The organism is Variovorax sp. E3 (assembly GCF_016082275.1).
GTDB lineage: Bacteria > Pseudomonadota > Gammaproteobacteria > Burkholderiales > Burkholderiaceae_C > Variovorax.
This window is the reverse complement of record NZ_MOWM01000195.1, coordinates 1-12,277: the sequence shown is the minus strand read 5'-3', so window position 1 is coordinate 12,277 and position 12,277 is coordinate 1. Positions and strand designations below refer to the sequence as shown.

The following is a 12,277-nucleotide window of genomic DNA, read 5'->3' as shown; positions in this document are numbered from 1 at the left end:
CAGGCGCGGCAGCCGGGCTGATCGATATTCAGCCCAGGCGGGTCGACAGTTCCACGTCGCCCGCGAACGGCACCGACAGGTAGCCGCTGCCGGGAGCGCGCACGCGCGCCAGGTAGTCCGGGCTGTGGTCGGCGTTGTCCGCCACGATCAGCGCACCCGGCCGCAGGCGGCTCTCGACCAGCGCCAGCACGTCGCTGTAGAGCGACTTCGCGCCGTCGAGCAGCAGCAGGTCGATGGACGCCGGAAGGCCCGTGGCCAGCGTCTTCAGCGCATCGCCTTCGCGGATCTCGACCAGGTCGTTCACGCCCCCTTCGGCCAGGTGCTCGCGGGCCTTGGCGATCTTCGACGGCTCGAACTCGCTGCCGATCAGGCGGCCGCCGCCGTTGTCGCGCAGCGCCGCGGCCATGTACAGCGTGGACAGACCGAAGGAGGTGCCGAACTCCACGATGTTGCGCGCGTTCGTGCTGCGCGCCAGCATGTACAGCAGCACGCCGGTCTCGCGCGACACCGGCAGCCACAGGTCCTTCATGCGGCTGTAGAAGTCGAGGTATTCGGTCTTGCTGTGCATCAGCCGCTGGCGCTCTTCGTGGCCGATGCGGGCCACGGCGGGGCTGGTTGCCGCTTCGGCCTGCAGGAACAGGCGGTCCAGCAGGGGTGCGAGCGGCTCGGAGGTCAAGGTCGTCATTGGGTTCTTCCGTTTGAAAAGCAGATGCGAAATAATATGAAGAACCCTTCATGTTTTCCATTCGCGTTCCGGATCCCACCCATGACCGACCGCCAAAGTGCGTCCATCTCCTCTCGCAGACAGCCCAAGCAGGCGCGCTCGGCCGACCTCCTCGGGGCCATTCTTCAGGCAGCTGTTCAGGTTTTGGCGAAGGAAGGCGCGCACCGCTTCACGACCACGCGCGTCGCCGAGCGGGCCGGCGTGAGTGTCGGGTCGGTCTACCAGTACTTCCCGAACAAGGCGTCGATCCTGTTCCGCCTGCAAAGCGACGAATGGCGGCAGACCATGCAGATGATGCGCGGCATCCTGGAAGACGCTCAACGCCCTCCGCTCGAGCGCCTGCGCATGCTCACGCACGCGTTCATCCGTTCCGAGTGTGAGGAAGCCGAAGTGCGAACGGCGCTCGGCGATGCGGCGCCGTTCTACCGGGACGCCCCCGAAGCGCAAGAAGTGCGCGCCGCCGGCAACGGCATCGTGCATGCGTTCATGAGGCAGGCCCTGCCGGCGGCCTCCGACGCCACGCGCGAAATGGCGGGCGACCTCATCATGAAAACCCTCAGCACGGTGGGCAAGGACTTTTCCGAAAGCCCTCGCACCGCCGCCGAGATCGAGGCCTGGTCGAACGCGATGGCCGACATGTTCTGCACCTACATGCAGAGCCTTGCGCCGCGCTGAGCGCGGCGCGACTGCAAGCAACTCAGGCCGAGTGCGCCTTCACCCAGGCCACGTACTTGTCCATCCAGCCCTGCAGGAACTTCTTCGTGCCTTCGTTGCCGATGTGGCCCTTGTCGTCGAACAGGTCTTCCTTGGCCTGCAGGAACACTTCGGGCGCGCCCAGCGTGGGCACGTCGAGGTAAGCCAGGATGTTGCGCAAGTGCTGCTGCGCCAGCGCGGTGCCGATGGCGCCGACCGACACGCCGACCACGCCCGCCGGCTTGCCGGCCCACGCGCTCTGGCCATAGGGGCGCGAGGCGTGGTCGATGGCGTTCTTCAGCACGCCCGGAATCGAGCGGTTGTATTCGGGCGTGATGAACAGCAGGCCCTGGGCCGCCGCGATCTCGGTCTTCAGGCGCTTCACCGGCGCGGCCTGGTTGCCGTCGTCGTCCTGGTTGTAGGCCGGCAGGTCGTCGATGCGCAGGTGCTCGAAGGTGACATCCGCCGGAGCGAGATGCGCCAGCGCAAGAGCCAGCTTCTGGTTGTACGAATCCTTGCGAAGGCTGCCGACGAGAACGGCGATGCGGATCTGGGCCATGGGTAAAAACTCCTGTGAAATGAGGGCGTCTTGCGACGAAGGCGATTATGCGAAGCGCTCAAGACCTTTTCCAGAAAAGTTCTTGGGTTGCCGCGCCCTCGCCTGCGCCCGCCGGACCACGCCGTTCGCCAGCCGGTCGAGCCCGGTGCACAGCAGCCAGTAGATGGCGCCCACCAGCATGAAGATCTCCGCCGGATAGACCATGGTGCGCGCATTCACCTGCGACGCCACGAACGACAGCTCGCCCACGCCCACGATGTAGGCCAGCGAACTGTCTTTGACCAGCGTCACCCACTGGTTGACGAACGACGGCAGCATCATGCGCAGCGCCTGTGGCAGCACGATGAAACGCAGCGTGCCCCAGCGCGTGAGCCCGAGCGACAGCCCCGCCGCCCATTGCCCCTCGCCCACGCCGCGAATGCCCGCGTTCACCGCATGCGCGAGGTAAGCCCCGCCCACCAGCGACAGCGCGCACATCACCGACAGCACGCCCGGCACGCTGATGCCCAGCGCGAAGGGCAGCAGGAAGTAGGTCCAGAAGATCAGCATCAGCACCGGTATCGCGCGAAAGAACCCCAGCACCAGCGTGAGCACCGCCCTGGCCCATCCGCGCGTGCTGGCCAGCCCGATGCCCCACGCCAGCCCCAGCACCGCCGACGCAACGGCCGAGCCGGCGCTGAGCAGCACCGTGAGCGCCGCGCCGCCCAGCGGCCCTTGCGGAAACGCGCCCCACAGCAGGTACGGCAGGCTGTCCCACAGCGTCTCGATCATTGCTGCCATGCGGGCCTCCCGTGGCGGCGGGCCGCCCAGGCCGCGAGCAGCTCGATCGCGCCGATGGTCACGATGTACAGCAGCGTCGCGAAACCGAAGGCCTGGAAGGTCTTGAAAGTCTCGGCTTCCACCTGCCGCGAGGTGTACGACAGCTCGACCAGCCCCACCGCCATGGCGAGCGAGGTGTTCTTGACGATGTTCATGTACTGCCCCAGCAGCGGCGGCAACGCGATGCGCAGTGCCTGCGGCAGCACCACCTGCGACATCACCTGCGCGCGCGTGAAGCCCAGCGCCGACGCGGCCAGCGTCTGCCCCACCGGCACGCCGCGAATACCCGAGCGGATGTCTTCGCCCACGTAGGCCGCGGCATACAGCGTGAGCCCGACCAGGGCCGACAGCAGCTCGAACGACAGCACGTGCCCCGCGTAGACCCACTCGCGCACGGCCTCGGGCAGCACCGCCGGCGCACCGAAGTACCAGAAGAAAAGCTGCACCAGCAACGGTGTGTTGCGAAACAGCGAGACATACGCGCCGGTCGCGCGCAGCAACGCCGACCGGTGCGAAGACCGGCCGGCCGCGATGACGATGCCCAGCGCCGTGGCCCCCGCCGCCACCAGCAGCGAGGTCCACACTGTCGTCAGCCAGCCGTCAAGCAGCCAGCCCAGGTAGCGAGGCGCGAGCAGCTGCTCGCGCAACAGATCGATCAAGGGCGCATCGACCTCAATTGGCCGCCACGCGCTGGTCGCCGATCTTCAGCAGGCGCGGCAGCGGCGCCTTGCTGCCGGGGCCGAACCAGGTGTCGTAGATGGCCAGCGCGCGGCCGTTCTTCTCGCTGTCGACCAGCCAGGTGTTCAGCGCCTCGAGCAGCCGCGTCTCGCCTTTGGGCACCGCGGCGCCCAGGTATTCCTTGGACACGGTGATCGGCGGGATCTCGTACTTGTCCTTGTCGGGCAGCGCGCCCCATTGCGCCGTGAGCTTCACGCCGTCGTTGGTGATGGCCTGCACGTTGCCGTTGCGCAGCGCGGCCAGCGCAAAGGGCGAATCGTCGTACAGCACCACCTTGGCGTCGGGATAGTTCTTGCGCAGGTTGGCTTCCATCGTCGTGCCCTTCTCGGTGCCGATGCGGATGTCCTTGATCTGCGCCGCGTCCTTTAGCACGCCCTTCTTGGCCAGGAACTGCTGGCCCACCAGGAAGTAAGGCGTGGTGAAGTCGACCGCCTTGGCGCGCTCGTCGGTGATGGTGAAGCTCGCGAACACCACGTCGACCTTGCCCGAGGTCAGCAGCGGAATGCGGTTGGCGGGGTTGGTCGGCACCAGCTCGATCTTCACGCCCAGGCTTTTCGCGAACTCCGTTGCCAGGTCGATGTCGTGGCCCACCTGCTTCTTGCTGGCGGGGTCGATGTAGCCGAACGGCGGGTTGCCGTCGAACGCGGCCACGCGCAGCACGCCGGCCTTCTTGACGTCGTCGAGCTTGTCGGCCCAGGCGGCGCCGGAAAGAGTAAGAGAGCCGATGGCCAGGGCCAGGCTCGTCACGAGGAAATGGTTGCGGGTCATGCCTGCTCTTGAGAATGAAAAGACGCGACTCTAGGCAGCGCATGCGGCCACGCCAACGAAGCAATTTCCGCTTGCATATGCCCGCGTGACTTGCGCATGAGCAAATGAGAAAACATTCGTGGCGCGGTGCGGGCAGCGACCCTAGAGTGGCCGGCTTTTCTTTCTTCACCCTGCCCGCTTGCAGCGCGGCCGTTCCATGAACTCCAGCACCTTCACTTCGTCCGCCCTGTCGCGGCGCCTCCTGCTTCGCGCCGGCGTCGGCGCCGCGGCCACCGCCGCCGCCCTGCCGCTCTTTGCCCAGGCACCCGCGAAAACGCTGCGCATCGGCTACCAGAAGTTCAACACGCTCAACATCCTCAAGGGCACCGGCCAGCTCGAGAAGGCGCTCGCGCGGCCGGCGTGAAGGTCGAGTGGGCCGAGTTCCTCGGCGGCAGCCAATTGTCGGAAGCACTGTCCGCCGGCGCCATCGATTTCGGCCACGCCTCGGACGGCATCGGCGTGTTCCAGCAGGCCAGCGGCAAGGGCCTGGCGTACCTCGCCGCGGAAAGCCCGTACCCCGGGGGCGTCGGCTTCCTGGTGCCGCGCGACTCGCCGATCCGCAGCGTGCGCGACCTGAAGGGCAAGAAGGTCGTCACCGGCCGCGGCTACAACACGCAGTACGTGTTGATCCGCGCGCTCGAGGCCGCGGGCCTGCGCTACGAGGACATCGAGCCCGTCTACATCGTCACCGCCTCCGACAGCATCGCGGCCTATCAGTCGGGCAACGTCGCGGCCCTCGGCCTGTGGGACCCGTTCCTGGCCGCCGCGCAACTGGCGACCGATTCGCGCCTGCTGTTCGACGGCGCCGGCCTGAGCGGCAACCGCACCTACCACTTCGCGCAGCCCGGCTTCGCGCGCGCCAACCAGGCCGTGCTGCGCACCGTGTTCGCCGAACTGCGCAAGGCCAACGAATGGGCGCAGGCGCACCCGGCCGACGTGGTGGCCACGCTCGCGCCGCAGCTCAAGGTCGAGCCCAAGGTGCTGGCGCTGGCGACCGAACGGCGGCAATATGGCGTGGTCGCGCTCACACCCGCCATCGCCCGCGAACAGCAGGGCCTGGCCGACGTGTTCGCGCAGCTCAAGCTCATTCCCCAACCGATCGAGGTGAAGGACGCGTTCCTCGACCTCAACCTCGTCTGAAGCGCCTGTACCCGTGACAACCTCCGCCAGTTCTTCCCACTACGACGTCATCGTCGTCGGCCTCGGCGCGCTGGGCGCCGCCACGCTCTACCAGCTCTCGCAACGCGGCGCGCGCGTGCTCGGCATCGACCAGTTCGCGCCGCCGCACGACCAGGGTTCCTCGCACGGCGATTCGCGCATCACGCGGCTGGCCATCGGCGAAGGCGACGACTACGTGCCCTTCGTGCAGCGCTCGCACGCCATCTGGCGCGAGCTCGAGGCGCGCACCGGCAAGCCGCTGATGACCACCACCAGCGGCCTCGTGCTGGCCCCGCGCGACCGCGTGGCCGAGCACCACGGCAAGTCCGACTTCGTGCGCCGCACCATCGCCTGCGCCGAGCGCTTCGGCATCGCGCACGACGTGCTCGACGCGGCCGGCATTCGCGCGCGTTTTCCGCAGTTCCACCTGCAGGGTGACGAGATCGGCTACCACGAGCGCGACGCCGGTTTCGTGCGGCCCGAAGACGCCATCGGCGCGCAGTTGGCCGTGGCCCGTGCCTCTGGCGCGCAAACGCGAACCGGCGAGCGCGTGCGCGCCGTCGAGCCCGTGGGCAACGGCGACACCGTGCGCGTGCGCACCGACAGCGCCAGCTTCACGGCCGACCGCGTCGTGGTGTCGGCCGGCGCGTGGCTTCCCGAGTTCCTGGGCCAGCAGGCGCGCGCCGACTGGCAGGCGTGGCAGGGCGACTTCTCGGTGCACCGCCAGGTGATGCACTGGTTCGACGCCGGCAACGCCGCCGCCGACTTCGCGCCCAGCCGCTTCCCCATCTTCATCTGGATGTTCGGCGATGCGCAGGAGGACTACATGTACGGCTTCCCGTCGTCCGACCCTTCGCAGCCCGCGCTCAAGGTCGCGACCGAGCAGTACGTGGATGCCACCACGCCCGACGCCATCGACCGCACCGTGAGCCCCGAAGAAAGCGCCGCCATGTACCGGCTGCGCGTGGCCGGCCGCTTCCCGCAAATCGACGGGCGTGCGCTCAAGGCCCGCGCGTGCATGTACACCGTGACGCCCGACCGCCGCTTCGTGATCGACGCGCTCGACAGCCTGCCCCACGTGCTCATCGCCTCGGCCTGCTCGGGCCACGGCTTCAAGCATTCGGCCGGGCTGGGCGATGCCATCGCCGACCGTGTGCTGGGCCGCGACAGCGCGCTCGACCTGCGCCCCTTTGCCCGCCAACGGCTGCTGGACAAAGAGCCGGCCTGAGCAGCCGCGCGCGATCCGGGGCATCATCGCCGTCGATCTTTTTGGTTCGACGGATTCAGGAGCGACACGCGATGAGATTTCTGGTGGTGGGTGCCGGCGCACTCGGTGGTTATTTCGGCGGCCGTCTGCTGGAGGCGGGGCGCGACGTCACCTTCCTGCTGCGCCCGCGCCGCGCGGCGCAGCTCGCGAAGACCGGGCTGGTGGTGCAGAGCCCCTTCGGCAACCTGCAGCTTCCCGCGCCCAGGCACGTGCTGGCGGACGGCATCGACGGGCCGTACGACGTGGTCATTGCCGGCAGCAAGGCCTACGACCTCGAATCGACCATGGACTCGTTCGCCCCGGCAGTCGGGCCGAACACCGTGATTCTTCCGCTGCTCAACGGCATGAAGCACATCGACAGCCTGATTGCTCGCTTCGGCGAAGAGCGCGTGCTGGGCGGCCTGTGCATGATCTCCGCCACGCTCGACGACGAGGGCCGCGTGCTGCACCTGAACGACACGCACGGCCTGAGCTATGGCGAACGCGCCGGCGGCCGCTCGGCGCGCGTCGACGCCATCGCGGCGCAGTTCGCGGGGGCCAAATTCGACGGCAACGCCAGCGAAAGCATCTCGCAGGACATGTGGGAGAAGTGGGTCTTCATCGCCTCGGCGGCGGGCCTCACGAGCCTGATGCGCGCGTCCATCGGCGACATCATGGCGGCGGGCGGCGAGGACGTGGCGCTGTCGATCTTCGGCGAGTGCTGCGCCATTGCGCAGCACAACGGCTTTGCGCCGCGCCCGGCGGCCGTGCAGCGCGGGCGCGCGATCATGACCGCGGCGGGCTCGCCGATGACGGCGTCGATGTACAAGGACATCGTGCGCGGCGCGCAGGTGGAGGCCGATCACATCATCGGCGACCTGCTGCGTCGGGCGGCGCCGGGCCATGCGGCAACGCCTTCCGTGCTGCGCACGGCGTACGTCCATTTGAAGGCCTACGAAGCGCAACGCGCACGCACCGCAGGCTGACGCGGTGTCGCACCCCATCGCCTTTCTGCACACGGCGCAGGCCCATGTGCCGACCTTCGAGCGGCTGCTCGATGAAGCGGCGCCGGGCTGGGTTGCGCGCCACATGGTGCGTGACGACCTGCTGGCGGACGCGCGCATCGTCGGCGTCGCTGACGCGGCCCTCGTGGCACGCGTTCACGCCGCCATGCAAGAGGCGGCATCCGGCGGCGCGAAGGTCGTCGTGTGCACCTGCTCGACCATCGGCGGTATCGCGGAGAACACGCCGACCGGCGGGCGCTTCAAGGCCCTGCGCATCGACCGCGCCATGGCCGATCGCGCGGTACGCACCGGGCCACGCGTGCTGATTGCCGCCGCGGTGGAAAGCACGCTCGCGCCGACCACGGACCTGGTGCTTTCCGCAGCCTCCGACGCGGGTGTGCGGGTGGAACCGACGCAGCTTCTCATCGCCGATGCGTGGGCGCATTTCGAAGCCGGTGATATCGCCCGCTATGCCCAGACGCTGGCCGTTGCCATCCGCGCGGCAGCCACGTCGGCCGATGTGGTGGTGCTGGCCCAGGCCTCGATGGCGCCCGCGAGCGCGCTGCTTGCAGACCTTGGGATCGAGGTGCTGAGCAGCCCTGCACTGGGGGTGGCGCACTTATCTATTCACGTTGCTATTCAGTGCCCTCTTCATCCGCGGCGGAAGTGGTTGAGACGGCACTGATGTTCAACCGGCGGGCTTCGCAGGCTGAACCGCAGCCCGCGATGCCTAATCCGACTTCAAGATCGTCTCCCCCTTCAACACCCCCATGTCCCGGGTATTGAAGCGGTGCCGCTTCCACCCCGCCCAGGTGCGGCGGAAGTTGGCGATCGAGATGCCGTAGTACAGCACCTTGAACATGCGCAGCGCGTTCCACATCGGCGTGCCGTTGTAGATGTCGCCGGCCAGCAGCGACATCAGCGCCTCCTTCACCCGGAACGGGTTGCCGGGGTACATGAACATGTCGCGGATGGTCGGGTTGGTCACGCGGTAGATGAACCACGAATACTCGCGCGGCCCCTTGCGCATCATGGCCTCGAAGCCCTGGCGCGCCGCCGCCAGTTCTGCCGGCTGGTCGAGCGCCGTGGCCACCAGCTTGGCGCCGTCGAAGGCGCTGTGCATGGCCAGGTACACGCCCGACGAGAACATCGGGTCGATGAAGGTGAAGGCGTCGCCCAGCAGCAGGTAGCGGTCGCCGGTGGCGTGCGTGCTGGCGTACGAGAAGTTGCCGGTGGCATGCACCTCGTCGTCGACCAGCGTCGCGTTCTTCAACCGCTCCTGCAACACCGGGCACAGCGCGATGGTGTCGTAGAAGAAGTCTCTCAGCGGCTTGTCGCGCGTCTTCAGGTAGTACGGCCAGCAGACCGCGCCCACGCTGGTGGTGCCGTCGGCCAGCGGAATGAACCAGAACCAGCCGTGCGGAAACCAGCAGATGCTGATGTTGCCTTCCTTCTTGCCTTCGAGCCGCTCGGCGTTCGTGAAGTGGCCGAACACGGCCGTGCTGTTGTGGTCGGGGTTCTTCTGCTTGCAGCGGAATTTGTTGGCCAGCAGCGTGTCGCGGCCGGTGGCGTCGACCACGAAGCGCGCGCGCCAGCTGCGCCGGGTGCCGTCGTCCATCTCGGCCTTGACGTTGGCGCCGTCGGCGTCGAAGGCCACGTCGCGCACCTTGCAGCCCTCGATGGCCTGCGCGCCGCGCGCGGCGGCGTTGCGGAACAGCAGCTCGTCGAGTTCGGAACGGCGCACCTGCCAGGCCGAGTCGAGCGACTTGTCCCAGCCCTCGGCAAAGTCAACATAGCTGCGGTGCTCATGCTCGGGCGAGACGAATTCGATGCCGAACTTGGGCATGCCGATCTTCTCGACCTGGTCGCGCACGCCCAGCTTGTCGAACAGCTCGACGTTCGCGGGCAGCAGCGACTCGCCGATGTGAAAACGCGGGTGCTGCGCTTTCTCGAGCAGCACCACCTTGCGGCCCTGCTGGGCCAGCAGCGCGGCGACGGTCGAGCCGGCGGGACCGCCGCCGATGACCATCACATCGCAGGATTCGTCGGCGGCCGAAGACACGGGGGAAGAAGCAGCTTGAGGCAGTGACATGCGGGGGCAAGCAACATTGGTTAACAGTCGGCAAGCATAGCGCGCCGGGGGCGAAGAGCGCAAAGTCGGCTAAGCAGAGCGCGCGAGCCAGCGGCAGACTCGGGCCATGAACCTCCCACGCCTTTTTTCTTTCGGCACGCTGTGCCTGTCGGCCACCCTGGCGCAGGCTGCGGGCTTCAGCTTCATCGAGGTGCCGGCCGACAGCAACGGGCCGGCCCTGCGCGGCGCAGTGTGGTCGCCCTGCGAGGCGCCTGCGGGCAAGATCGCGCTCGATCCGCTGGTCATCGCCGGCGTCAAGGACTGCCCCGTGGCGGGCACGAACCTGCCGCTGGTCGTGGTCTCGCACGGCACGGGCGGCTCCTTTCTCGGCCACCACGACACCGACGCCGCATTGGCCGACGCGGGCTTCGTCGTGGCGGCCATCAGCCACCCGGGCGACAACTTCCAGGACCTGAGCCGGCAGGGCTACCTGTCGGCCTTCAAGACACGGCCCGAGGACATGAAGCGGCTGGTCGACTACATGCTGGGCGCATGGCCTGGCCGCGCCAGGCTCGATGCCGAGGGTGTGGGCTTCTTCGGCTTCTCGCGCGGCGGCTACACCGGGCTCGCCGCGATCGGCGCCGTTCCGAACTACAAACTGCGCGAGGACCTCTGCCCGCCCGACTCGAAGGTGCCGCTGTGCGGCGAAATCCGCCGCAACGAGATGCAGCCGCTGCCGCGCCGCGACCCGCGCATCAAGGCCGCCGTCATTGCCGATCCGCTGAGCGCTTTCGACGCCAAGGGCCTGAAAGACGTGAGCGTGCCGATCCAGCTCTGGGGCTCCGCCTACGGCGGCGACGGCGTGCTGCCGCACCATGTGGAAGAACTGCGGCGCGACCTGCCCATCGCCCCCGAATGGCATCTGGCGGCCAACGCCGGGCACTTCGCGTTCCTGGCGCCCTGCTCGCCCGTGCTGGCGAAGAACGCCCCCGAAATCTGCACCGACGCACCCGGCTTCAACCGCGTCGCGTTCCATGCGGACTTCGACGCCAAGGTGGTCGGCTTCTTCAAGCAGCACCTTGCGCCGAAGCCCTGACCCGACAGTCGGTCAACCCGCGCGGCGCTGCCCCGCCAGCCGCCGCACCACCGCCACCAGCCGGTCGATCTCGTCGAAGGTGTTGTAGAACGCCAGCGACGGTCGCACGGTCGTCTCCACGCCGAAGCGCCGCAGGATCGGCTGCGCGCAGTGGTGCCCCGTGCGCACGGCAATGCCTTCGTCGTTCAGCGCATGCCCCACCTCTTCGGTGGTGTAGCCGTTTAGCACGAAGGACATCACGCTGGCCTTGTCGGCCGCCGTGCCGATCAGCCGCACACCGGGAATCGCGCCGAGCCGGGCCATGCCGTACACCAGCAGGTCGTGCTCGTAGCGCGCGATGTTCTCGATGCCGATCTTGTTGACATAGTCGATGGCCGCGCCCAGGCCCACGGCGTCGGCGATGTTGCCGGTGCCGGCCTCGAACTTGTTCGGGATCGGCTGGAACACGGTCTTCTCGAACGTGACGTCGGCGATCATGTTGCCGCCGCCCTGCCACGGGGGCATGTCCTCGAGCACCTCGCGCTTGCCCCAGACCACGCCGATGCCGGTCGGGCCGAACACCTTGTGGCCGGAGAACACGAAGAAGTCGGCGCCGATGTCCTGCACGTCCACGCGCATGTGCGAGATCGACTGCGCGCCGTCGACCAGCGCCTTGGCGCCCGCGCGGTGCGCCAGCGCCACGATCTCCTTCACCGGCACCACGGTCCCCAGCGCGTTCGACACCTGCGTGACGGCCACGATCTTGGTTCGGTCGTTCAGCAGCTTGCGGTATTCATCGAGCAGCACCTGGCCCGAGTCGTCCACCGGAATCACGCGCAGCTTCGCGCCCTTGGCGGCGGCGAGCTGCTGCCACGGCACGATGTTGGCGTGGTGCTCCAGGTTCGACACGATGATCTCGTCGCCCTCGCCCACGTGCTGGCCGCCCCAGCTCTTGGCCACGAGGTTGATGGCCTCGGTGGTGCCGCGCACGAAGATCACCTCTTCGGCTTCGGGCGCATTGAGAAACAAGCGCACGCGCTCGCGCGCGCCTTCATACGCATCGGTGGCGCGCGCCGCGAGCTCGTGCGCCGCGCGATGGATGTTCGAGTTCTCGTGCGCGTAGAAATACGCAATGCGGTCGATGACCGACTGCGGCTTGTGCGTGGTGGCCGCGTTGTCGAACCACACGAGCTGCTTGCCGTTCACGCGCTCCTGCAGCACCGAGAAGTCGCGCCGCACGGCGTGGACGTCGAACGGCGGATGCTGGCCGCTGCCGGCCTGCGGCACGGCGTCGACGAAGTAGAACTGCGCGTCGCGACCGGGCGCCTGGCTCCCTCGCCCCTCCGGGGAGAGGGTCGGGGTGAGGGGCTGCCCCGCGCTCCG

14 protein-coding genes are annotated in these 12,277 nt (G+C 68.1%); 7 read left to right on the top strand and 7 right to left on the bottom strand.

Going from position 1 to position 12,277, the window contains the following annotated elements:
* Positions 1-28: 28 nt before the first annotated feature.
* On the bottom strand, positions 29-685 hold the full coding sequence (locus tag BMG07_RS36525) for an O-methyltransferase (RefSeq protein ID WP_198088589.1): 657 nt from the start codon (positions 683-685) through the stop codon (positions 29-31).
* A gap of 81 nt (positions 686-766) precedes the next feature.
* Between BMG07_RS36525 and BMG07_RS36520 the strand changes: the two genes are divergently transcribed.
* Positions 767-1,399 carry a TetR family transcriptional regulator gene (locus BMG07_RS36520; RefSeq protein WP_198088588.1) on the top strand — a complete coding sequence of 211 codons (633 nt, stop codon included), beginning with the start codon at positions 767-769 and terminating at the stop codon, positions 1,397-1,399.
* A 22-nt stretch (positions 1,400-1,421) separates the two neighbouring features.
* On the opposite strand, the gene BMG07_RS36515 is transcribed toward BMG07_RS36520, so the two are convergent.
* From BMG07_RS36515 to BMG07_RS36500, 4 genes are read right to left on the bottom strand one after another with little or no spacing between them, the layout of a single operon-like run.
* Positions 1,422-1,976, bottom strand: a complete 555-nt coding sequence (locus BMG07_RS36515) for an NADPH-dependent FMN reductase (protein ID WP_198088587.1) — start codon at positions 1,974-1,976, stop codon at positions 1,422-1,424.
* Positions 1,977-2,021: 45 nt separating this feature from the next.
* The gene (locus tag BMG07_RS36510; protein WP_198088591.1) at positions 2,022-2,747 is read right to left on the bottom strand and encodes an amino acid ABC transporter permease; all 726 of its coding nucleotides are present in this window, start codon (positions 2,745-2,747) and stop codon (positions 2,022-2,024) included.
* Positions 2,744-3,445, bottom strand: a complete 702-nt coding sequence (locus BMG07_RS36505) for an amino acid ABC transporter permease (protein WP_198088590.1) — start codon at positions 3,443-3,445, stop codon at positions 2,744-2,746. The genes BMG07_RS36510 and BMG07_RS36505 overlap by 4 nt, the downstream gene beginning before the upstream one ends.
* A 22-nt stretch (positions 3,446-3,467) precedes the next feature.
* Positions 3,468-4,301 carry an ABC transporter substrate-binding protein gene (locus BMG07_RS36500; protein ID WP_198088586.1) on the bottom strand — a complete coding sequence of 278 codons (834 nt, stop codon included), beginning with the start codon at positions 4,299-4,301 and terminating at the stop codon, positions 3,468-3,470.
* Positions 4,302-4,497: 196 nt separating this feature from the next.
* Between BMG07_RS36500 and BMG07_RS43525 the strand changes: the two genes are divergently transcribed.
* The 5 genes from BMG07_RS43525 to BMG07_RS36480 all read left to right on the top strand — a co-directional run bounded on the left by BMG07_RS43525 (position 4,498) and on the right by BMG07_RS36480 (position 8,433).
* Positions 4,498-4,704: a hypothetical protein gene (locus tag BMG07_RS43525; RefSeq protein WP_269759764.1), complete on the top strand. Its 207-nt coding sequence runs from the start codon at positions 4,498-4,500 to the stop codon at positions 4,702-4,704.
* Entirely contained in the window at positions 4,701-5,480 is a 780-nt protein-coding gene (locus BMG07_RS36495; protein WP_307867253.1) for an aliphatic sulfonate ABC transporter substrate-binding protein, read from the top strand. The genes BMG07_RS43525 and BMG07_RS36495 overlap by 4 nt, the downstream gene beginning before the upstream one ends.
* 13 nt (positions 5,481-5,493) lie before the next feature.
* Entirely contained in the window at positions 5,494-6,726 is a 1,233-nt protein-coding gene (gene solA / locus BMG07_RS36490) for an N-methyl-L-tryptophan oxidase (RefSeq protein WP_198088585.1), read from the top strand.
* A 71-nt stretch (positions 6,727-6,797) separates the two neighbouring features.
* A complete protein-coding gene (gene panE / locus BMG07_RS36485; RefSeq protein ID WP_198088584.1) occupies positions 6,798-7,730 on the top strand; it encodes a 2-dehydropantoate 2-reductase in 933 nt (310 codons plus the stop codon).
* 4 nt (positions 7,731-7,734) lie between these two features.
* Positions 7,735-8,433 carry an Asp/Glu/hydantoin racemase gene (locus tag BMG07_RS36480; protein WP_307867252.1) on the top strand — a complete coding sequence of 233 codons (699 nt, stop codon included), beginning with the start codon at positions 7,735-7,737 and terminating at the stop codon, positions 8,431-8,433.
* Positions 8,434-8,478: 45 nt separating this feature from the next.
* Here the strand turns inward: BMG07_RS36480 and BMG07_RS36475 are convergent, their stop codons facing one another.
* Entirely contained in the window at positions 8,479-9,840 is a 1,362-nt protein-coding gene (locus BMG07_RS36475; RefSeq protein WP_198088583.1) for an NAD(P)/FAD-dependent oxidoreductase, read from the bottom strand.
* Between the two features lie 106 nt (positions 9,841-9,946).
* Between BMG07_RS36475 and BMG07_RS36470 the strand changes: the two genes are divergently transcribed.
* Complete coding sequence (locus tag BMG07_RS36470) at positions 9,947-10,915, top strand: dienelactone hydrolase (protein WP_198088582.1); 969 nt, start codon at positions 9,947-9,949, stop codon at positions 10,913-10,915.
* A 12-nt stretch (positions 10,916-10,927) separates the two neighbouring features.
* On the opposite strand, the gene BMG07_RS36465 is transcribed toward BMG07_RS36470, so the two are convergent.
* On the bottom strand, positions 10,928-12,277 hold a 1,350-nt coding region (locus tag BMG07_RS36465; protein ID WP_198088581.1), incomplete at its 5' end, for a family 2A encapsulin nanocompartment cargo protein cysteine desulfurase.